This is a genomic window from Streptomyces sp. NPDC006385, assembly GCF_040612485.1.
GTDB lineage: Bacteria > Actinomycetota > Actinomycetes > Streptomycetales > Streptomycetaceae > Streptomyces.
This window is the reverse complement of the sequence record NZ_JBEXQG010000009.1, coordinates 184,260-205,658: the sequence shown is the minus strand read 5'-3', so window position 1 is coordinate 205,658 and position 21,399 is coordinate 184,260. Positions and strand designations below refer to the sequence as shown.

Annotated in this window: 18 protein-coding genes; 5 read left to right on the top strand and 13 right to left on the bottom strand. The window is 72.6% G+C overall.

The genetic code is table 11. From position 1 onward, the window contains the following. The 8 genes from ABZ078_RS10190 to ABZ078_RS10155 all read right to left on the bottom strand — a co-directional run bounded on the left by ABZ078_RS10190 (position 1) and on the right by ABZ078_RS10155 (position 10,349). Entirely contained in the window at positions 1 to 453 is a 453-nt protein-coding gene (locus tag ABZ078_RS10190; protein ID WP_356573566.1) for a hypothetical protein, read from the bottom strand. Beyond that, entirely contained in the window at positions 450 to 1,160 is a 711-nt protein-coding gene (locus ABZ078_RS10185) for a vWA domain-containing protein (protein WP_356573564.1), read from the bottom strand. Before ABZ078_RS10185 ends, ABZ078_RS10190 begins: the two co-directional genes overlap by 4 nt. A 14-nt stretch (positions 1,161 to 1,174) precedes the next feature. After that, the gene (locus ABZ078_RS10180) at positions 1,175 to 2,293 is read right to left on the bottom strand and encodes a protein kinase (protein ID WP_356573562.1); all 1,119 of its coding nucleotides are present in this window, start codon (positions 2,291 to 2,293) and stop codon (positions 1,175 to 1,177) included. Next, positions 2,290 to 3,336, bottom strand: coding sequence for a serine/threonine protein phosphatase (locus tag ABZ078_RS10175; protein WP_356573560.1), 1,047 nt, complete (start codon positions 3,334 to 3,336; stop codon positions 2,290 to 2,292). Before ABZ078_RS10175 ends, ABZ078_RS10180 begins: the two co-directional genes overlap by 4 nt. Continuing rightward, positions 3,333 to 4,412 (bottom strand): hypothetical protein, encoded by a 1,080-nt coding sequence (locus tag ABZ078_RS10170; protein ID WP_356573558.1) that lies wholly within the window; start codon positions 4,410 to 4,412, stop codon positions 3,333 to 3,335. Before ABZ078_RS10170 ends, ABZ078_RS10175 begins: the two co-directional genes overlap by 4 nt. Positions 4,413 to 4,558: 146 nt before the next feature. Then, a complete protein-coding gene (locus tag ABZ078_RS10165; protein WP_356573556.1) occupies positions 4,559 to 5,674 on the bottom strand; it encodes an ADP-ribosylglycohydrolase family protein in 1,116 nt (371 codons plus the stop codon). A 206-nt stretch (positions 5,675 to 5,880) separates the two neighbouring features. Then, positions 5,881 to 7,407 carry an FG-GAP and VCBS repeat-containing protein gene (locus ABZ078_RS10160; protein WP_356573555.1) on the bottom strand — a complete coding sequence of 509 codons (1,527 nt, stop codon included), beginning with the start codon at positions 7,405 to 7,407 and terminating at the stop codon, positions 5,881 to 5,883. A 212-nt stretch (positions 7,408 to 7,619) separates the two neighbouring features. Next, the gene (locus ABZ078_RS10155) at positions 7,620 to 10,349 is read right to left on the bottom strand and encodes a tetratricopeptide repeat protein (protein ID WP_356573553.1); all 2,730 of its coding nucleotides are present in this window, start codon (positions 10,347 to 10,349) and stop codon (positions 7,620 to 7,622) included. Between the two features lie 89 nt (positions 10,350 to 10,438). Between ABZ078_RS10155 and ABZ078_RS10150 the strand changes: the two genes are divergently transcribed. Both ABZ078_RS10150 and ABZ078_RS10145 read left to right on the top strand, forming a co-directional pair. Continuing rightward, the gene (locus tag ABZ078_RS10150; RefSeq protein ID WP_356573552.1) at positions 10,439 to 10,951 is read left to right on the top strand and encodes a DUF2165 domain-containing protein; all 513 of its coding nucleotides are present in this window, start codon (positions 10,439 to 10,441) and stop codon (positions 10,949 to 10,951) included. 324 nt (positions 10,952 to 11,275) lie between these two features. Continuing rightward, positions 11,276 to 12,187, top strand: a complete 912-nt coding sequence (locus tag ABZ078_RS10145; protein ID WP_356573550.1) for a pentapeptide repeat-containing protein — start codon at positions 11,276 to 11,278, stop codon at positions 12,185 to 12,187. A gap of 94 nt (positions 12,188 to 12,281) precedes the next feature. On the opposite strand, the gene ABZ078_RS10140 is transcribed toward ABZ078_RS10145, so the two are convergent. From ABZ078_RS10140 to ABZ078_RS10125, 4 genes are all read right to left on the bottom strand, one after another. Continuing rightward, on the bottom strand, positions 12,282 to 13,466 hold the full coding sequence (locus ABZ078_RS10140; protein ID WP_356573548.1) for a DUF418 domain-containing protein: 1,185 nt from the start codon (positions 13,464 to 13,466) through the stop codon (positions 12,282 to 12,284). 90 nt (positions 13,467 to 13,556) lie between these two features. Beyond that, complete coding sequence (locus tag ABZ078_RS10135) at positions 13,557 to 14,108, bottom strand: hypothetical protein (RefSeq protein ID WP_356573546.1); 552 nt, start codon at positions 14,106 to 14,108, stop codon at positions 13,557 to 13,559. A gap of 81 nt (positions 14,109 to 14,189) precedes the next feature. Then, on the bottom strand, positions 14,190 to 16,775 hold the full coding sequence (locus ABZ078_RS10130) for a bifunctional FO biosynthesis protein CofGH (protein WP_356573544.1): 2,586 nt from the start codon (positions 16,773 to 16,775) through the stop codon (positions 14,190 to 14,192). A 75-nt stretch (positions 16,776 to 16,850) separates the two neighbouring features. Next, entirely contained in the window at positions 16,851 to 17,699 is an 849-nt protein-coding gene (locus ABZ078_RS10125) for an LLM class F420-dependent oxidoreductase (RefSeq protein ID WP_356573542.1), read from the bottom strand. Positions 17,700 to 17,910: 211 nt separating this feature from the next. Between ABZ078_RS10125 and ABZ078_RS10120 the strand changes: the two genes are divergently transcribed. Continuing rightward, positions 17,911 to 19,464, top strand: coding sequence for a CehA/McbA family metallohydrolase (locus ABZ078_RS10120; RefSeq protein ID WP_356573540.1), 1,554 nt, complete (start codon positions 17,911 to 17,913; stop codon positions 19,462 to 19,464). A gap of 116 nt (positions 19,465 to 19,580) precedes the next feature. Continuing rightward, complete coding sequence (locus tag ABZ078_RS10115) at positions 19,581 to 19,982, top strand: hypothetical protein (RefSeq protein WP_356573538.1); 402 nt, start codon at positions 19,581 to 19,583, stop codon at positions 19,980 to 19,982. Between the two features lie 85 nt (positions 19,983 to 20,067). Here ABZ078_RS10115 and ABZ078_RS10110 read toward each other — a convergent pair whose 3' ends face one another. Then, a complete protein-coding gene (locus tag ABZ078_RS10110) occupies positions 20,068 to 20,895 on the bottom strand; it encodes an endonuclease/exonuclease/phosphatase family protein (RefSeq protein ID WP_356573597.1) in 828 nt (275 codons plus the stop codon). A gap of 101 nt (positions 20,896 to 20,996) precedes the next feature. Between ABZ078_RS10110 and ABZ078_RS10105 the strand changes: the two genes are divergently transcribed. Continuing rightward, on the top strand, positions 20,997 to 21,392 hold the full coding sequence (locus ABZ078_RS10105; protein WP_356573537.1) for a nitroreductase family deazaflavin-dependent oxidoreductase: 396 nt from the start codon (positions 20,997 to 20,999) through the stop codon (positions 21,390 to 21,392). Positions 21,393 to 21,399 lie beyond the last annotated feature (7 nt).

Below are 21,399 nucleotides of genomic sequence, written 5' to 3'. Positions count from 1 at the left end.
TCAAGAGTCCGCGACGGGCAGGCGGGCCATGACCGAGCGGAAGAGGGCTCGTGTCGTCGGCGAGACAGGAGCGCTGAGCCAGTCCCGGGCCGCGTCCTCCCGCTCGGCGGCGGACGGCTCGGCGTCCCGCCCAGGGGCCGAGACGCCCTCGACGCGGTACTCGTGCGCGAACCACTCCGCGAACCGCCAGGCCCGGTCCGCCCAGTCCGGGCCGAAGACGATCTCCGCGACGATGTCGCCGCCGCCGACCTCCGTGGGCCGGAACCGGAACGCCAGGCACAGGCTTCCGTCGGGCCCGGACAGCCGGCCGGCGATCGAGACACAGCGCTCGGGCGGCAGGAACAGTTGACCGCCGCTGCTGCCCGCGTAGTCGTCCCAGTGGCCCCAGGAGAAGACCAGCCAGCGCTTGTTGAAGTCGAGCCGGGCGTCGGCGCCCTGAAGCCGGAACGTCACAGGCTGTTCGCGATCGTCTCGATGATCTCGTCCATCTCGAACTCCTCCAGTCCCTCGCCGGCCCTGGAGGGGAAGTGCAGGGTGAGGTCCCACTCCTCCCCGATGGCCTCCTTCCAGGGCTCCTCCTCGGGCGCGAAGAGGACGAGCCGCTTCGCCGACTGCTCCATCACCGCCGTCTGGCTGCGGGCGTACCCCCACTGCTCGAAGAGGTCGTCCATGCTGCGCGGAATGTTGCGCGGATACGTCTGGGCGGTGGTACCCACCGTGCCGAGCGGATGCGCGGGCGCGTCGGTGAACATGACGATGACGTGGCGCCGCCGGTCGAGGCCGGTCTCCCAGGGGGAGTTGATCGCCAGGGCCAGCGCTTCAAGGCCGGACTCGGGGATGTCCCCGCCGCCCGTCGCCGTGAGGCCACGTACGAACTTCTCGAACTCCGCGACCTGTTGGGGAAGGCGCAGGAACTCCGTCTGCTCGATCGCGTCGGACGGGTCGTCGCCGAAGTCCCGGAAGGCGATGACCTTCAGCCGTAGCTGGCTGATCTCCTTGCTCTTCCTCGCCATCACCTCGTCGAGCCGCTGATGGAACTGGAGCGAGCTGTTCTTCACAATGTCGAGGACGGGATGCATGCTGCCCGTGGCGTCGATGCACATCACGATGTCGACGGCGTACTGAAGGTTCCCCTGGTACTTCTCGATCTCCGCGCTCATGGGCGTCCTCTCGGTCAAGGGGCGGATCGGTTGCCGGCAAGGCCGTCTCGGCGGTGACCGAGATTGATGCGGACCCTGGACTCGGCCGGCTTGTCGTCGGTGGGGCCGGCCGGGGGCGGCCGGTGTCCGGAGCGGTCGGGTGGGTTGAACTGGACCCGGCTCCTGCGCGGTCCGCCGCTCACCCCGACGTCGGCGGCGGCCGGCCGTGGCGGTGGCTGTGGCCGTGGCTGAGGGGTGTCGTGGAGGGCGCAGATCTCCGGGTCCTTGAGCGCCGCGAGGAAGTCGGCGACGCTCGGACGGCCCTTGGGGTCGGCAGCCGTCATGGCCGCGATCAGAGCCTGTGTGGCGGTGCCGAGCCGCTCGTCGACGACCAGCGGCTCGGCCGCGTCGACCGCGTCCGCCGGCGATCCGAAACGGCTGTCGTACGCGGGCAACGAGCCGGTGAGGTAGACGTGGGTCATCAGGCCCAGCGCGAACACGTCCACGGCCGTCGTCAGATCCTCGCCCTCGACGGCCTCGTGGCCCTGCACATAGCGCCGCCACTCCGGAGCGCCGTACAGCGAGTCGCCCGCGATGTCCTCCCGGTCCGGCGGACGGCCGCACAGATACGAGTCGTCGAAGTCGATGAGCTTCGCGGTGTGGAACGCGGCCCCTTCCCGCTTCTGGACGAGAACGTTGGCCGGTTTCAGATCGCCGTGCACCACCTCGATGTCGTGCAGCAGCCGCAGGCTCGTCGCCAGTGTCCGCAGCAGCACCGCCTTCTGCTTGGGGCCGAGGGACTGCGGCTTCTCCAGGCTGGCTGTGTCGATGCGTTCGGTCACCTTGTAGTAGGTGCTGCCCGCGTGGAAGAAGTCCGTGGCGAGGACCAGGTTGCCGGCGCCACTGGCGTCGGGACGCAGCCGCTTCATGATGCTCCGGTGCCGCTCCTCGAACTCACGGCAGGTCTCCAGCCGGATGCGCCGGCTCACGGCGCTGCCACCGCCGCCCTCACGGGGACGCTTGGGTTCGAGGAAGCGTTTGAGGAAGTACTCCTTGCCGTCCTTCTCGGCGAAGGCCCATACGCATTTGCCGCCGTCGGCGTTGGTCGGGTCGGTGACGACCCGGTACCCGCCGATCACATCGCCCCGCTTCACTCCCGCACCCCCGGCATGAGCTCCTCGTATGTGGGTCGGTAGGACTGCCAGGTCCGGTCCTGCCAGTCGCGCACCGCGTCCGGACCGCCGGCCGGCGGAACGTCCCGGTACCCGCTCCGTACGACGCTGTCGTACCGCTCGGCGAAGGCCGCGCGCAGGTGCGTGAAGTCGTCGAAACGCAGCGCGACGAGGGAGAGTGACGCGTCGTCAGCCGTGATCGGCTGGATCGCCCGGCGCATGAGCTCGGCCCATTCGCCCACGCTCCGGGACCGCCCGAGCGTTTCGAGGAGCAGGCACTCGAACTGCGCGGGCGTGTGCACGTAGCCGAAGAAGCCGTCGGTCGCGGACAGCAGTACACAGGGCTCGCGGAACTCCCCGTGCTGGGCGGACAGGTGGAAGTCCCGGTCGGCGCAGATCACGTTCGTCATCGGCGGGTCCTGCCGGAGCTGGGCGAGCGCGTCGTCCTCATGGGTGTCGTCCCGGGTGAGGGCGTGCAGGCCACTGCCGGGAAGCATGGCGTACGACCGGGAGTCGCCGGCCCAGAGAGCCTGCCAGCGGACGCCCTCGTCGCCGAGCCGGTAGCGGACCGCGGCCATGGTGGTGGGCAGCAGACGGCGCATGGATCCGGTGACCTTGCTCCGTGCCGTGCGGGGCGCCGCGTCCAGGGCGGCCCGCAGGCAGTGCTTCAACCGCTCCGGGGTGTCCGGCTCCTCGGAGTCGACAACGCCCTGGAACCAGCACTCCGCGGCCAGCCGGGCGATCCGGGCGCCGACCCAGGCACCGGTGTGCGTCGCACCGTCGGGCGCGCGCCAGGCGGCGGCCGCTCCGGAGCCGCCCGAGCCGTCGAACACGGCCAGCAGCCCGTCTCCGGTGGGCCGGTGGTAGGCCGCGAGCGGCTCGGCGTCCTCACCGTGGCCGGGACGGCGTTCCGTCCACACGGCCAGGGCCTGGAGCCGGCCGTCGGTGGCCGACCAGGTCAGATGGCCGGGCGGCCGGGCGGGAGGGGACTCCGGCGGGCGGGTGGGCTTCGGCGGAATGATCACGACCCGGTCACCCACCTTCCACCACTACGGCGCCCGACCTCCGCCGCCGCGCTGCCGCGCCCCTCACCACTACGGCGCCCGTCCCCCGTCACCCCGCTGCCCCGCCCTCCACCACTGCGCCGCTCGCCCCCCGTCACCCCGCTGCCCCGCCCCTCACCACTGCGCCGCTCGCCCCCCGTCACCCCGCTGCCCCGCCCCTCACCACTGCGCCGCTCGCCCCCCGTCACCCCGCTGCCCCGCCCTCCACCACTACGGCGCCCGTCCCCCGTCATCCCGCTGCCCCGCTCCTCCCCCGCCAGCCCACTGCCCCGCCCCTCACCACCGCGCCGCCCATCCCCCGCCGGCCCCGTACCCCGCACCCTGCTGACGCGGCGCTTCGGCGTGGGGGCAGGGGGTGGGGGTGGAGTCGGGGGTCGGGGAGGGGTGGGCGGTGGCAGGGGTTCCTCCTTGCGGGCGACCACCTCGCCCCGCAGCACCTCGGGTGCGGCCATCGGCCTCGTCCCCTCCCCGGGCCGGCCGCGCCGGGTGCCGCGCACGCGGCTTCGGCCGGGCGCGTCGAACGGGGCGCCGTGGGTGAGCAGTTCGACCCGGGCGCCGTACAGCCGGACGGCCGGGTCGCCGGTGACGTCCCGCAGAGCGGCGTTCAACGCCGCCTCCGCTTCCCGGAGTTGACCGGCGTCGTACCCGCGCGACACGTTCCGCAGGTGTTCGTGGACGGGGCCGTACCATGCGGCGCTCATGTCGCGGATGCCCCGGGCCACCACCACGGCGGGGTCGGTGACCTGGCACATCAGCTCCACGCGGCAGTGGAACGAGTCGGCGGCGTCCCGGCCGGCCAGACGCAGGTCGAGAAGCAGCCGGTGCTCCGTGGTGTCCACCAGGAACATCCCCTGGTACACGCCGTACCGGGCGTCGGGCACCCGCTCCCCCGGGCGGACCGTCAGCGCCGGCCCGGCGTCCGGCACCAGCACCAACGCCCGCCCCGGCGGCGGCGTCCGCAAGGGACTCAGCAGGCGGACCCGCGGCAGCGGCTGACCGTCGACCACGGGGTCGTACGTGAGCGGGTGCGTCACCATCCCCCAGCCCCTCCTCGGCACCAACCGCCGGTCATCCACCACGAGTTGACCGTTCATAAGTACCAGCGGGCGTTCGGGACCCCTCCCGACCGGCTACGGACCTCTGCCACCAGGAGCCCGGCGAGGCCGTACCCCGGGCATACCGCTCAGGCCCGTGGGTACCGCGCCAGCCAGCCCGGCGACGACCCCGCGGGCCCGTGCAGTGCCGGCCCCTGGGTCATCTCCATGGCGAAGTCGTCGGCGAGTTCGAGGATCGTGGGGCGGCCCTCCAGTTCGGCCAGCCAGGCCGGGGGCAGGGCCGTCTCGCCGTGCAGGGCGCCCAGGAGGCCGCCGGTGAGGGCGCCCGCGGCGGCGGAGGGGCCGTCGTGGTTCACGGCGAGGCAGAGCCCGTGGCGGATGTCCTCCCCCACCAGGGCGCAGTACACGGCGGCCGCGAGCAGCCCGTCCGCCGAGCCGTCGGCCGCCAGCTCCTCCACCCGCGCCGGGGTCGGCATGCCCTGCCGCACGGCACCCAGCGCATGCTGCAACGCGTCCGACACGGACTCGTGCCCCGGCCGCAGGGCGAGCAGGGCACGCGCCCGCTGCACGGCCCCGTCGAGGCTCTCCCCGCAGGCGAGCCCGTGCACGATCACCGCGTAGGCGCCCGCCGACAGATAGGCGACGGGGTGGCCGTGGGTCTGCGTGGCGCACTCCACGGCGAGCTGGACGACGAGCTGCGGCTCCCAGCCGACGAGCAGCCCGAAGGGCGCCGAACGGGCGGTGGCCTCGGGCCCGAGCTCGGCCGCGTTCTTGGGGGACTCCAGCGTGCCCATGGTGTCGTCGCCGAGGCCGAGGAGGAGAGCGCGGGTGGGGTCGCGGCGGGCGTACAGCCACTCCTCGCGCGCCAGCCACCCGTCGTCCTTACGGCGTTCGTCGGGCCCCCAGTCCCGCTGCGTGGCGGCCCACCGCAAGTACGCCCGGTGCAGGTCGGTCGGCGGATGCCAGGCGCCGGTGTCCCGTCTCACCTGGGCTCTTATCAAGCCGTCGACGGAGAAGAGGGTCAGCTGCGTGAGATGGCTGACGGCACCGCGCCGCCCGTATCCGAACCCGAGGTCGACGAGCCCCTCGGCGCCGTACTGCTCCTTGATCTCGTCCAGCCCGAGCCCGTCGACCGGAGCGCCGAGGGCGTCCCCGACGGCCACCCCGAGCAGGGTGCCACGCACCCGGCTACGGAAGTCCTGCTGTTCGGTACGGCCCCAGACGGCGCCGGCTGTCGCACCCACCAAGACCTCCCCGTGGCACCTGTCCGTCCGTACGACAGTTCGCCACTGTAATCGACACGGGACGATCGGTTCAGGGGGCGGATCGGTATGCGAGGTGTGACCGAAGTGGGCGTCCGGGGTCGGCCGGGGCATGGGGATCAGGTGAGGAACGGCGCCCAGCTCGCCTTCGGCGAAGACTCCTGGGCGCCGTTCCTCACCTTCGCCGCTTACCCGACCTCAGGCAGCGGCTGAGGCGTTATCGGCGGGTGGCCCTGGAGGCTGCTGCCGAGGTGGGGCTGTCCGTCGGTCGACAGCAGGTAGGACGTCGGGGTCAGGCCGCGTGCTCCGGTGAACGTGAGGGTGATGTCCGAGCCTCGGAGCGTGGTGAGCGCGCCGCTTCCGCCGTCCTCGCCGAGCGAAGCGACGGTCAGGTCCTTCCTGCCGTCGCCGTCGAGGTCGCTGAGCAGCAGCCGGGAGCCGAAACCGTCGCCGGCCTCGTTGTCGCCGGGGACGCCCTCGGTGCCCTGGTCGAAGACCTGGCGGTTGGTGGTCGTGAGGCCGATGGAGCCGCCGTACATGACGGTCACGTGCCCGGCGTCGGCGACGGTGTCGGCGTCGGTGTCCTCGTTGGGGTCGCCGACGGCGAGGTCGTCGTGGCCGTCGCCGTTGATGTCACCCGCGGCGAGTCCGGCGCCGTACTGGTCGTACAGGTCGGCGTCACCCGGTGTGTCGAAGTTGGCCTGGTCGAGGGTGTACCTCTCCACGTCGTCCACCGTCCAGGTGGGGTCGGTGTCGGACACCGGGCGGCCCGGGATGTAGGTGATCTCGCCGCCGTGGTCGCCCGGGCGGCCGACGACGATGTCCCCGTAGCCGTCGTTGTCGAAGTCGCCGAAGACCGAGGAGTAGGCACCCCTGTAGTCGACCTGCATGGGCGTCGGACTGAGGCCCAGCGTGCTCGCGTCGCCACCGCTTCGATAGAGCTGGTAGTGGTTGAACAGCAGGTCGTCCGCGCCGTCGCCGGTGACGTCACCGGCGGTGAGGGCGACGACCTCGCCTCCCCAGGAGTTCAGGTTGCCCAGCGGGTGGGTACCGCTGTCGGCACCGTCGTCGGTGATACCGCCCGCGTACAGCCAGGCCTGGGCCGAGGTGTTGCCGGCGGCCAGGTCGGCCTTGCCGTCGCCGTTGAAGTCACCCGCGGCGAGGGTCCGGCCGTGGGCGTCCTGGTCGGAGCTCGTGGGATCGGCGAGCGTGGCACTGCCGTTCAGACCGGTCGGCGAGCCCCACAGGATCTGGACGATCCCGGCGTCCCGGTCGTCCCCGACGTCCTCGCCCGGGGTGCCGGTGGCGAGGTCGGCGAAGCCGTCGTTGTTGAAGTCGGCGATGGCGACGGAGAAGCCGAAGTGGTCACCCGCCTCCGCCTGCCCGCCGACGGTCTTGGTGTTCTGGCTGATCGCGACCCGCCCGGCCTGGGTGGCGCCCGCACCGTCCGCGGAACCGTACGCGACGGTGACGGCCCCGGCACCCGCCACGCCGTCGACCGTGGCGTCGGGGGCGGAGGCGGCGAGGTCGATGTGGCCGTCGCCGTTGAAGTCCCCGTAACGGCCGGACACCGAGGCGCGATCACCGGTCGCCGCGACGGCGCTGCCCGCGATCGCGGGGACCAGCAGACCGCCTGTCAGTGCGGCGAGGACGACGGCGGTCGCCCTGCGGTGGCGGTGTCCGGACGTGCGGTTTCTTCGTGGTTCAAACGTCACGCGAAGTCTCCCAGTGTGAAACGCGGCTGACTCCAGTCGGCGATCCGTGGACCTTGCGTGGGGGGTGGGAGAAACGAGCGTCAAGGCAGGAAGTCGTACGGCCGACTGTTGATCAAGGAATGAATCGGCGGCAAGAGTAACTCACCGGCTCCGCCCCGGCATCCCCGCTCCCGCTGGCGAAGCGGGCCCGCGCCAAGGAATTGCCGGCTGGTTCACGGAGTGTTCACGCCGGACAGACGCGCGGCCCGTTCCTCGTCGGCCGCGGCCTCGTCGTGGGCGCCGAGGTCGCGGTGGACGGACGCCCGGCGCAGGAGTGCCCAGGTGTACGACGGCCTGCGCTCCAGGACCTGGTCCAGGTCGGCGAGGGCCTCCTCGTGGCGGCCGAGGGCGGCCAGTGAGGCGCCCCGGCTGGCGCGGGCGGAGTCGTAGCCGGGCTCCAGGGCGAGCGCGTGGTCGAAGTCGGCGAGGGCCTCCTCGTCGCGGCCCGCGGCGCGCAGGGCGTCCCCGCGCTCGCAGCGGGTCCAGGCCCAGTCCGGGTCGAGGGCCACGGCCCGGTCGAGGTCGGCCAGTTGCCGCGTCTGGGCGCCGAGCGCGCGGTGCGCCCGGGCCCGGCGGATCAGGGCCCAGGGGTACTCCGGCTTGAGCTCCACGGCCCGGCTCAGGTCGGCGAGCGCCGCGTCGAACTCGCCGCGGACGAGGCGGACGGCCCCGCGGGAGGCCCAGGCGAAGTCGTCGGCGGGGTTGAGGTGGAGCGCCCTGTCCAGGTCGCGGATCGCCTCGTCGTAGCGCTGAAGGGCGCGGTGGTACTCGCCGCGCAGGGCGAGGCTGCGGGGGTCGTCGGGGACCAGTTCGAGCGCTCGGGTCAGGTCGGCGACGGCCGACTCCTGGTCGCCGGCGAGGTACCGGGCCATGGCTCGGGCGCGGTAGGCACGGGCGGCGGCCGCGGGGTCCAGGACGGCGCTCCAGCCGGCGTCGGCGGGCGGCCCGGCGGGCACGGCGGGCCGGGGAGCCGCCCACGCCGTGGAGCGGGGTACGGCTTGGGGCGGTGCCTCGCCGTACTGGGGCGTCTCGTCGTACTGGGGCGTCTCGTCGTACTGCGGGACTTCGCCGTGCCGCGGCGCCCCGCCGTACGGGTCGCCGGTCGGCACGCCCGAGTGGTCGACACGCGGATCCGGCTGGGGAACCGGCCCGCCGGGTGCCCCGCCCTGCTGGACGCCACCCGTGCCACCCATGCCACCCATGCCGTACCCGGTGCCGGGAGGCGTCGGCGGCGCCGGGACCGCCGTACGCTCGAAGCCCGTCTGCCGCAGCAGCAGTTCGAGTACGGCTCCCGTCCCGCCGCCGCCGAGCGCCTCGGCCAGCTGCTGCCCCCACTGCGCCACCGGCCAGGTCTCCGCGTCCCACCCCGCCTCCACCAGGACCCACGCCCACCGCCCGGCGACGGACTCGCCCTGGTCGCAGGCGTCGACGACATCGCGCAGCGCGCTCGACAGCGCCGACCGCTCCCCCGCGCACAGCAGGTGGTAGAGCTCCGCCAGACGCAGTTCCCGCCATCCTTCGTCCGCCCACAGGTCGTCGGCACCGCGGCCGGTCTCGGCCTCGGTCCGCCACTCCTGGAACACCGACGCCAGCGCCTGGTGCCGGGCCGTCCAGGTCCTGGGCGACCGCAGGCGCTGCAACCGGAGCATGGGCGACCGTACGACGTCGTGGTACCGCATCCGGCCACCGCGCTCGCCGACGAACGGCAGGCTCCGCAACCACGCGTACAGGCCGTCCAGTTCGTCGTCCGGACGGTCCACGACCGCCCGGAACACGTCCGCGTCCAGCCGGCGGGGCAGCGCGCACGCCAGCGCGACGCCCCGCCGTACCGGATCGGCCTCCCACTTCAAAAACCGCTCCACGGCGGTGGCGCTGGGGTCTCCCACGTCGGCCGGGTCGGCGGGGCGGCTCTCCGCGAGCGTGGAGACGAGGACCGGTAGTCCACCGGTGAGGCGCAGCACCTCCGTGACGACCGGTTCGGCCACCACTCCCTTTCCGGCGAGCAGGCCGCGTGCCTCCGGTTCGGTGAAGGGAAGGAGCGGCAGGTCGGTCATGAAGTCGCCGAAGCCGCCCCAGCGGGCGGTGTCGAAGGGGAGCTGGCCGGCGGTCACCACGACGAGGTTGGCGGGGAGTTCGCCGTATCGGTCCGAGGTCATCACGTTGTGCAGCCAGCCGTCGAGGAACGGCCCGGTCCGCTCGTAGGTGTCGAAGAACAGGACGATCCACGGCGCGGCGGACGCGGCCCGGAAGAGTTCGTTCAGCAGCACGGGGGTGAGCACGCTCTCGGGGGCGAGCACGAGCCGCGCGTCCTCGTGGCTGCGGAAGTGCGCGCCGATGACGGACCGCAACCGGTCGGCGCCCTGCGCGAGGTGCGCCGGATCCAGGACGCCCGCGAAGGGCCCGATCACCGGCACCATCCCGAGGCCCACCAGACCGGCCCGCGCCAGCGCCATGCCGCCCGCCGACGGCACCGCCTGCCCTGCCGGCCCCGCCGGCCCCGCCCGCCCCTCCGGCTCGGCGGCCGCCGCGGCGAACGCCGCCATCTCGGCTTCGTGCCGCCTGTCGCGGTACGTGGTGAGCAGCCTCTCCAGTTCCTTGAACCGGCGCCCCTGCGCCGCGAACTGACGGCTGATCGCCTCCATCACCTCGGGCACGCTCCCCGCGCCCTCGTCGACGTACGCCGTCAACGCCCCGCGTTCACGGGCGACTTGCTCCAGCTCCCGGACCAGGAAGGTCTTGCCGACGCCCGCGTTGCCGTGCACATGGAAGAGGAAGCGGTGCCGCTCGTCCTCCGGCGGGATGTCGAAGTTGGCGCGGAACGCGGCCCGTTCGGCACTCCGGCCGACGAATCCGGCGCGACCTCGCCGACCGATCAGCTGCTGTATCGACGCCCGCTGGGCCACCGGGGGGTCCTCTCGCTCGGGGCCTCCTACCGGCACCATTCTGGCTCAATGCCTGTGGACACACCTGCCTCACAGGGAAGATGAGCGTCATGCCCACCACAACATCACGCACCCCCCTCGCCCTCGCCGCCACCCTCCTCACTGCCTCCGTCGCCCTCTACATGGCCTTGGTCGCCTTCGGGAACATCACGGACTTCGGTACGAACCAGCAGTTCGTACGGCATGTCCTGGCGATGGACACCACCTTCAAGGACGACGACCTCATGTGGAGAGCCGTCACCAGCAAGGGACTTCAGGACGCCGCCTACGTCGCGATCATCGCGTGGGAGACCGCCGCCGCCCTGGTGCTCGGCTACGGGACATGGCTGTGGGCCCGCAACGACCATCCGCGCGCCCGGCGCTTGTCCACCTACGGGCTGCTCATGGTCCTGCTGCTGTTCGGGGCCGGGTTCATCGCGATCGGCGGTGAGTGGTTCTCGATGTGGCAGTCGAAGACCTGGAACGGGCTGGACGCGGCGACCCGGGTGATCCTGTTCAGCGGGGTCGTGCTGGTCGTCAACCACCTGCCGCTCGGGCAGGGCGGACGGACCGACCACAGCTGATCACCGCCCCTTGCCCCTTGACGACCGACGGCCCGGCCGGGATGTCCGGCCGGGCCTCCTCGTACACGCTCGTCTGCGTGGGAATTCTGTGAACCCGGCAGCCACATCCGTCCGCTCCGGGCCGCCGTCGGTTCGAATGGCACCATGACCAGTGGCATACCGCGAGCAGGAGCACGGAGCCGTCAGCTGCGGCGGATCGCAGACCGCCGGGCAGGGGCGGGCCGGCCCACCGATCGGCGCCCCAGAGCTCCGCTGGGAGCACATCGCCCGGGACACCGCGGCAGAGCACCCGAGCGGGCCGGCGCCCGCGCCGCCTTACGCGGGGTGGCCGACCCGCCCGTGGAAGTCGGCGGCCGGGGACAGCGGGCGGTTCTCGTGGCGATGATGCTCCCCGGGCTGGCGGCGGTCGCGACGCTGGCTTTCACCTGGGTGTCCGTGACGCAGGCGTCCGAGGAACTGACCATCTCGGAGCAGGGCCAGATCGCGGACCGGTACGACAAGGCCATGGAACGGCTGGACGACGACTCCGCCAACATCCGCCGAGGCGCCATCTTCTCGCTGCAGGGCATCATGGAGGACTCTCCGGAACAGCAGCCGGCCGTGATCTACACCCTGTCCGAGTACATCCGCGCGCACGCCGCCAAGAAGCAGACCATGGAGCAGACCACGGAGCAGACCACGGCCGGGACGACGCCCGACCTCCAGGCGGCGCTCTCCGTGCTCGGTCAGCGCGACCCCGCGCACGACGGTGACCGCCCCCTCGACCTCAGGGGCGTCCACCTGACCGGCGTCGATCTTCACCAGGCCGATCTGAGCGGGGCGAACCTCGCCGGAGCGGTCCTCGCCCGCGGCGACCTGGAGGGCACGAAACTCTCCGGCGCGGACCTGCGTGGCGCCTCGCTGAGCGGGACGAACCTGAAGGGCGCCGATCTGGCCGGGGCGGACCTGAGGTCGGCCGTCCTCAACGACGCCGTGCTCACCGAGGCGAACCTGTCCCAGGCGCTCCTCGACTCCGCCCGGTTGAGGTCCGCCGACCTGGAGAAGGCGGACCTGCGCAACGCCTCGCTCCACCAGACCGACCTGCGCGAGGCGGACCTGATGGACGTGCGGCTGGACGGAGCCGATCTGAGCCACGTGCGGCGCCCGGAGGGCGATCTGCCGACGTCGAGCCCGCCCGCCCCCACTCCCACCACGCGCTCCCCACGCCCCACCGACCCGCAGAACGCGGCGCGTTGACCGAGCAGACCCGACCCGGACCCGCACCCGCACCCACACCCACACCCACACCCGCACCCGCACCCGCATCAGTCGCGCAGCGCGCCGACCCGTGTCAGCGGCGCAGCGCCCACTTCTGGACCGCCTCCAGCGGTCCCGCCGAGAAGCGCCGCAGCCACAGCGTGGAGCCCACCATCAGCACCGCGCAGACCGCGGCCCACAGTCCCACCACCCACCACGGGCCGGTGTCGTCCAGCCGTTGCGCCAAGCCCAGCCCGATGCCGTACGAGACGAGCACGCACAGCACGTTCTGGAGGACGTAACCGGACAGGGCCGTTCGACCGACCGAGGTGAGCCCCGTCATCAGCGGGCCCGGCCGCCGTACCCGGTCCACCAGCGCGCCGACCAGCCCGATGTAGCCGAGGGCCAGCAGCGGGGCGGTGCCGTAGCGGGCCAGGGCGAACAGGTCGGAGCCGCCCAGCGCCGCCGCCGCGTTGAGCGGCAGTCCGAGGCCCAGTCCCCACGCCAGCAGGCGGGAGCGCAGCCGGCGGCCCGTCTCGTCCGCGCCGAACGCCCCGGCCCGGAACAGCCGTACGCCCAGCAGGAACAGGAAGACCAGCAGGAAGAAGGTCAGCACCGGCTCCATGCGCAGCGCGATCGCGTTCTCCAGGCGGAAGGCGATCTGGTCGAGGTAGTCGCCGTGCGCGTAGAGGTCGGCGACCTCCCGGGAGACGGTCCCGCCGTCCTCGGTGTCGGGCGAGGCCAGCAGGGCCGCCGTCAGCAGACCGAGCAGCGTCAGATGTGCCCCCGCCGCCCACCACATCACCCGTCGCTGTGCCCGCCGTGAGCGGGTGAGCAGCCAGGCGACGAACAGCGCGGTGACGGCGTACCCCATGAGTACGTCCCACGCGAAGACCAGGACGAAGTGCACCGTGCCCTCGCCGAACAGGAACAGCGCCCGCCACCGGTAGCGTCCCGGCCACGGCTGCCCGCGCCGCTCGGCCGAGCGGTACTGGATGGCCAGCCCGACCCCGAACAGGATCGTGAGCAGCGACAGGAACTTGCCGTTCCCGAGCACACTGAACGTGCCCTCGACGGCGTCCGCGAACGACCGGAACGACAGCTCACCGGAGCTGGACCGGAGGGCGCCCCACTCCGCGCCCGGACCGGTGAAGATCCATACGTTCGTCATGAGCGTGCCCAGAATGGCCACCCCGCGCAGTACGTCGAGGAGGGGGAGCCGCCGGCCGGTGGGGGAGGTCCGCGTCGCCCGCGGGGCTCGCGCGTCCGTGTGCGTCATGCGTTCATCGTCACGGCGGCCCGGCCCGAAATCGTCATGAGCGGAGTCGAACCCGCGCTACATCGAAGGATGCAGGTGACGGAGCGACTCCTACTTGACGACGACCACGGTGGTGCCCGTCTCCCCGAACGTCCACAGCGCCGCCCCGTCGGCCGCGCGCAGACGGACCCCGCCGGTCTGCTTGCCTTCGGCGGGCGGCGGCGAGGAGCCGTCCACGGCGTTGGAGAAGGCGATGGAGACGCCGGACTTCGCGGCGAAGTAGACGATGTTCTCGATCTCCACTCCGTCCGAGCCCGTGGTCGCCTCGTTGCGCGAGGACACCGTGTAGGTGCCGGGGTCGGGGTCCACCGTGCCCGGCCAGACGGCGAAGGTGCGCCGGCTCGCGTCGCTCGCGTCGACCAGCCAGACGCGCTTCTGGCCGAGGGAGTAGACGATCCGGCGTCCCGTGCCCGAGCCGTCCGGCACGGTGGCGGGCGCCGCGGACTTCGACGGGGCGGGGCTCGCGCCCGCCGACGCCGACGCGCTCGGCCGGGCCGCCGTGGCCCTGGGGTGCGGCCCCTTGTCGGCCTGCACGGCCAGGACGGCGACGGCGGCTATCGCTCCCACCGTCAGACCGGTCACCCAGACCTTGGGAGCAGGCACGGGCACGCATCTCCTCAGCTACGGAAAACCCCTCCACCGGGGGGTCGGATCATCGTACCGACCCCCGCGAGGCGGACTTCCTCAGTCCAGTACCGGCAGCAGCTCCGGCAGATGCCCGTCCGAGGCCGCCGCCGCCCGCTGCCGTTCCTCCGGCACCTCGCCGTACAGGGTCGTGCGGGGCTTGGCCGGACGGCCGGCCGCCTCGGCGACGGCCACCAGGTCGCGCACCGACTTGTACGAGCCGTACGACGACCCCGCCATCCGCGAGATCGTCTCCTCCATCAGCGTGCCGCCCAGGTCGTTGGCGCCGGAGCGGAGCATCTCGGCCGCGCCCTCGGTGCCGAGCTTCACCCAGCTGGTCTGGATGTTGGGGATGTACGGGTGCAGCAGCAGCCGCGCCATCGCCGTCACCGCGCGGTTGTCGCGGACCGTCGGTCCCGGCCGCGCGATGCCCGCCAGGTACACCGGCGCGTTGGTGTGGATGAACGGCAGGGTCACGAACTCCGTGAAGCCGCCCGTCCGTTGCTGGATGCCGGCCAGCGTGCGCAGGTGGCCGAGCCAGTGGCGGGGCTGGTCGACATGGCCGTACATCATCGTCGAGCTGGAGCGGATGCCGAGCTCGTGCGCCGTCGTGATCACCTCGATCCACGTCGCCGTGGGCAGCTTGCCCTTGGTCAGGATCCAGCGGACCTCGTCGTCGAGAATCTCGGCGGCGGTCCCGGGGATGGAGTCCAGGCCGGCCTCCTTCGCCGCCGTGAGCCACTCGCGGATCGAAAGACCCGTCCTGGTCGCACCGTTGACGACCTCCATCGGGGAGAAGGCGTGCACGTGCATGCCGGGGACCCGCTCCTTGACCGCCTTCGCGATGTCGAAGTACGCCGTCCCGGGCAGGTCCGGGTGGATGCCGCCCTGCATGCAGACCTCCACCGCGCCCACCTCCCACGCCTGTTGGGCGCGGTCGGCGACCTGGTCCAGGGACAGGGTGTAGGCGTCGGCGTCCGTGCGGCGCTGGGCGAAGGCGCAGAAGCGGCAGCCCGTGTAGCAGACGTTGGTGAAGTTGATGTTCCGCGTGACGATGTACGTGACGTCGTCGCCGACCGCCGACCTGCGGACGTCGTCGGCGACCGAACACAGCGCGTCCAGCGCCGGTCCGTCCGCGTGCAGCAGCGCCAGCGCCTCCTCGTCGGTGAGCCGGGTCGGGTCGTCGGCCGCGACCCGCAGCGCCTGGCGCACATCGGTGTCGATGCGCTCCGGCGCCATGCCGGGCGCGGCCGCCTCGCGCAGGGCGCCCCAGTCCCCGTACACCTCGTCGAAGTCGTCGCGGCGGTCGGACGTACGGCCCTCGGTGTCGATCGTGGTGTGCAGATCGGTACGGCCGGAGGCGACGAACGCCTCGTCGGGCTCCTGCCACGGGTGGCCCTCGACCACCGCGTCCGGACGGGCGAGGCCGGTCTCCGGGTCGGCGAGCGCCCCCACGTGCGGGCGCAGCCGCGGGTCCAGCCAGGGCTCGCCGCGCTGGACGAACTCCGGGTAGACGCACAGGCGTTCGCGCAGCTCGAAGCCGGCCGCCCGGGACCGCTCGGCCAGCTCCTCGATCCGCGGCCAGGGGCGCTCGGGGTTCACGTGGTCGATCGTCAGCGGGGAGACGCCGCCCCAGTCGTCGATGCCGGCCGTGATCAGCCGCCCGTACTCACTGTCGACCAGGTTGGGCGGGGCCTGGAGGCAGGCGCCCGGCCCCATGATGTGCCGGGCGACGGCGACCGTGGCGACCAGTTCGTCCAGCTCCGCGTCCGGCATGCCGCGCATCGCGGTGTCGGGCTTGGCGCGGAAGTTCTGGATGATCAGTTCCTGGATGCCGTGGTAGGCCCGGGAGATCTTCCGCAGCGCGAACAGCGACTCCGCGCGCTCCTCGTAGGTCTCGCCGATGCCGATCAGGATCCCGGACGTGAAGGGCACGGAGGAACGGCCCGCGTCCTGAAGGACGCGCAGGCGGACGGCGGGCTCCTTGTCGGGGGAGCCGTGGTGCGGGCCGCCGGGCTCGGACCACAGGCGGGTGGCCGTCGTCTCCAGCATCATGCCCATCGACGGGGCGACCGGCTTCAGGCGCTGGAAGTCGGTCCAGGTCATGACGCCCGGGTTGAGGTGGGGCAGCAGGCCGGTCTCCTCCAGGATGCGGATGGAGATGGCGCGGACGTAGGCGATGGTGTCGTCGTAGCCGTGCGCGTCGAGCCACTCGCGCGCCTCGGGCCAGCGGTCCTCGGGCTTGTCGCCGAGGGTGATGAGGGCTTCCTTGCAGCCGAGGGCCGCGCCCTTGCGGGCGATGTCGAGGACCTCGTCCGGGGACATGAACATCCCGTGCCCGGCGCGGCGCAGCTTGCCGGGGACGGTGACGAACGTGCAGTAGTGGCACTTGTCCCGGCACAGCCGGGTGAGGGGGATGAAGACGCTCTTCGAGTACGTGATGACGCCGGGCCGGCCGGCCGCCTCAAGGCCCGCGTCCCGTACCCGGCCGGCGGACGCGGCGAGGTCGTCGAGGGCCTCGCCGCGGGCCTGGAGCAGCACGGCCGCCTCGAAGACGTCGAGGGCGACGCCGTCCCGGGCGCGTTTGAGGGCGCGACGCATGGAGTTCTCGGTCGGTCCGGTTCCGGAGGTCGCGGGAGTCGTCATCCTTCGAGCATACGAGCGAGGTGATCAGCGCAGAGAGGCGCCGCCGCGGGAAGCGCCCGCGAGGGGCGCGGGGACTCACACGAACCGCGCGTAGTCGTCCAACACCCGCAGAACCTCCGCCTCCCCCGCCGCCGGCAACTGCACCACGGTCTCCTCGATGCCGAGGTCCGCGTAGTGCGCGAGCTTGCCGGGGGTGGGGTGGACGGCGTACGGCACGACCTGCAGGGTGTCCGGGTCGCGGCCGGCGTCGGCCCAGACGGTGCGCAGGCGGGGAAGACTTTCGGACAACCCCCGGCCGCCGATGGGCAGCCACCCGTCGGCGTACTCGCCGATGTGCGCGAACAGCTTCGGACCGGCGGCACCGCCGATGAGCGTGCGCGGGCCGACGACCTGGGGCGTACGCGGCTTCTGTGCCGGTTTGGGGTAGGCGAAACTGGCACGCACGCTTCCGAACTCGCCCTCGTAGGCGGTGGGTTCGTCCGCCCACAGCGCCCGCATCAGGGCCATCCGGTCGCGGACGAGTTCGCGGCGCGTGGCCCAGTCGACACCGTGGTCGGCGGCTTCCTCCACGTTCCAGCCGAAGCCGAGGCCGAGCGTGAACCGCCCGCCCGACAGGTGGTCCAGGGTCGCGATCTGCTTGGCCAGGTCGATCGGGTCGCGCTGGGCGACCAGCGTGATGCCGGTGCCGAGACCGAGCCGTTCGGTGACGGCGGCGGCCTGACCGAGGGCGACGAAGGGGTCGAGGGTGCGGCCGTACTCGGGCGGCAGGTCGCCGCCGGCCGGGTACGGGGTGGTGCGCTCGACGGGGATGTGGGTGTGCTCGGGCAGGTACAGCCCGGCGAAACCGCGCTGCTCCAGCTCACGGGCGAGCCGGGTCGGGGTGATCGTCTCGTCGGTGAGGAAGATCGTCACGGAGATGCGCATGACTGCATCTGTACCGCGCGGACACCCCGGTGTCCATACCGACTGGTCGGCCCACCTCGCCCCTCGCGACGCCCCCAGCGCATCGACAGCTTCCGATTGGCTGCCGATTCCCTTCCCTTGCACGGCAGTTCACGGCTGAATACCAGAGTTGCACGCACCACCACTGCACCACCCACGCCCTGTCACCGACGACGACCTGGGGAGCAGCAGCATGTGCGAGGACGACCACGCGGGCCTGGGAAGACGCGCGCTGTTCGTGACGGGCGCGGCCGCCGCGCTTACGTTGGGAAGCGTGACCTTCGCGAGAGGCGCCGACCACGGCCCGGGCACGGAGACCCGCACCGTGCGGGGCACCCTGCCGCCCGGATCCCCCGACTTCGTGTACGTGCCGGTCGAAGTGCCGTCCGGCGTACGGGAGATCAGGGTCTCCTACACCTACGACAAGCCGTCCGTCCCGGCCGGCACCCCGGGCAACGCCCTGGACATCGGCATCTTCGACTGGCGCGGCACGGACCTCGGCGGCCGCGGCTTCCGCGGCTGGTCGGGCGGGGCGCGCACGGAGTTCTTCATCCGGGCGGACGACGCGACACCGGGGTACCTCCCCGGCCCGGTCCGGGAGGGCACCTGGTCCATCGCGCTCGGCCCCTACACGGTGGCGCCGCGGGGTCTGCCGTACGAGATCACGGTCACGCTGACGTACGGCGAGCCCGGTGCGGTCGTCGAGCCCACGTACCCGCCGGACCGGGCGAAGGGCCGGGGCCGGGCCTGGTACCGGGGCGACTGCCATCTGCACTCCTGGTACTCCGACGGCCGCCGCACCCCTGCCGAGATCGCGGCGCTGGCACGGGCGGCGGGCCTGGACTTCATCAACAGCTCGGAGCACAACACGCACTCCGCGCACGCGCACTGGGCGGACGTGGCGGGCGACGACCTGCTGGTGATGCTGGGCGAGGAGGTCACGACACGCAACGGCCACGTGGTGGCGCTCGGCACCGATCCCGGGACCTTCGTGGACTGGCGCTACCGCGCGCGGGACAACCGCTTCGGCCGTTTCGCCCGGCAGATCCGCAAGGCCGGCGGTCTCGTCGTCCCGGCCCACCCGCACGCCACCTGTGTGGGCTGCAACTGGAAGTTCGGCTTCGGCGAGGCGGACGCTGTGGAGGTGTGGAACGGCCCTTACACGCCCGACGACGAGGTGGCCCTGGCGGACTGGGACAGCATGCTGGTCGCGTCCGTGCGCTCGGCCACCCGCTCCTGGATCCCGGCCATGGGCAACAGCGACGCCCACCGCGACCCCGACCCGGTCGGCAGCCCGCAGACGGTCGTCCTCGCCGACGACCTCACCCGCGAGGCGATCCAGGAGGGCATCAGGGCGGGGCGGTCGTACGTGGCCGAGTCGAAGAACGTGTCACTGACGTTCACGGCGTCGGGGGGACGCGGTCGGCACGCGGGCATCGGCGAACGGCTGGAGGTGGACCGGGACACCCCGGTGACGGTCCGGCTGGAGGCTTCCGGCGCCCCGCGCTGTGTGGTCCGCCTCGTCACCGACCAGGGCGTGCTGCACACCAGCGCTCCGCTGCCGGTCTCCGGCTCAGGTGTCGTCGAGTGGCGGACGACCCCCTCCTACGCGGCGTACGTACGGGCCGAGTTGCGGCACGAGGCGGCGGTGGGGCCGCTGCCCGGAGCGCTGGCGGCGTTCACCAACCCGATCTTCCTGGGGCGTGCACAGGGTGACGCAACCCACAGTGGCTTTTGCGGCAGTTGACCGAAAACGTGATCTTGCGGATCGCAAAGCGCCGTTAAATGCTTGCACCGAGCGGTACTTGAAATTTCATGAAGATGCCGCTCTGTTCAGCCACCCCCACTGGAGGAACCATGCGCATGCAGCGCCGCACCACCACCACCGCCGTCCTGGCCGCCACTCTGGCCACCGCCGGCCTGACCGGGCTCGCCGCCGCGCCCAGCGCGTCCGCGGCGACCTCCGCCGTGCTCGTCGGCGACGCGCCGCTGTCCGGCCTGGACGGCAACCGCCCCGTGTGGTTCACCTACGTGGGGATCGACGACGGCCGCCAGGTCACCTGCCTGAACCCCGGGATCGTCGGCAGCGCCAACGGCCGGCCCAAGTTCGCCACCACCTACAAGGTCACGGCCGGCACCACCTACAAGGTGACCGCCTACGGTGCCGGCAGCGCCGGCTGCTCCGGCTTCGCCATCGGCCGCGCGACGGTCACCCCGACGGCCTCCGACGTGGCCGACGGCGAGGTCTACGTCTCCGTCCGCTGATCGCCTGAGCACCTGCCGGAAGGCCGTGGGGACACGAACACCGTCCCCCCGGCCTTCCGCCGGTTCGGAGTCGCCGGCGCGGCGGTCAGGGCGCCGGCTCGTCCGCCAGGTCGGCCACCACCGCCGCGTGGTCCGAGGGCCACACGCCGTCGACCGGGCCGTGACCCGCGCGCCGTACGTCGCGCACACGGCCCAGCCCGCCCGGTCCGGGCGGCCCCACGTGGATGTAGTCGATCCGCGCGCTCGGCTCCGGCCCCGAGGCGACGTACGGGTTCTCGTGGTCGCGCGTGGCGGCGGGCGCGGCCGGGTCGGCGTACTGCCAGGCGTCGAGGAAGACCTGGCCGGGCACGACCGGCGTGGTCCGGCAGCCGCCGAAGAGACGGATCTCGTCGGAGTCCGGCCGGGCGTTGAAGTCCCCGGTGACGACCGTCGGGAAGGGCGTGTCGACCCGGTTCTCGGCGATGAACTCGGCGAGCGCGCCGACCTGGCGGCAGCGTACGGCCGAGCCGTGCTGGGCGGAGGCGAGGTGGGCGGTGAAGAAGGAGACGTCGTACGAGGGGGTGGCCAGCCGGGTGTGCAGGGCGAGGCGGCCGTCGTCGACGTCGGAGGGGGCCGGCAGCCGCAGGGTCCGCAGGGCGGCGACCGGCCAGCGGCTCAGCACGGCGTTCCCGATGTCGACCGTGGGGTCGCCGATCCGCCGACGCCAGCGTTCGGGGGCGGGCGAGGGGGCCCACGCCCAGTGCATGCCGAGTTCCCCGGCCAGCCACTCCGCCTGGTTCTCACCGTCGGCGGCCCACACCTCCTGGAGGCCGACGACGTCGGGGCGCAGTTCGCGCAGCTCGGCGAGGATCGCCTTCTGCCGGGCCTCCCAGGGCCCGAAGCGCCACCAGAGGTTCCAGGTCACGACCCGCATCCGCAGCCACCCGCTCTCGTCCTGCCGCGTCGGCGACCATTGAAGCAACAGTTCGACCTTCGCGCCGTGACAGCCGGCAGGAAACAGGAGACCCTCACACAATGTCCCGCCTGGCCGACCTGAGATTCCGCGCCACCACCACGTTTCAGCGGCGCGTGGGCAACCCGGTGCTGCGCCGGCTCCCCTTCCAGACGGTCCTGGAGACCACGGGCCGCGTCTCCGGCCTCCCCCGGCGGACGCCGGTGGGCGGACGCCGGGTCGGCGACTCCTTCTGGCTGGTCTCGGAGTTCGGTGACAGGTCCCAGTACGTCCGCAACATCAAGGCCGATCCGCGGGTGCGGGTGCGGATCCGGGGGCGGTGGTACGACGGCACCGCCCATCTCCTCCCGGACGACGACCCGGTGGAGCGCCTGCGAAGCCTGCCTCGACTGAACAGCGTGGGTGTGCGGGTGATGGGGACGAGGTTGCTGACGGTGCGGGTGGATCTGAGGGAGTGAGTCCTGA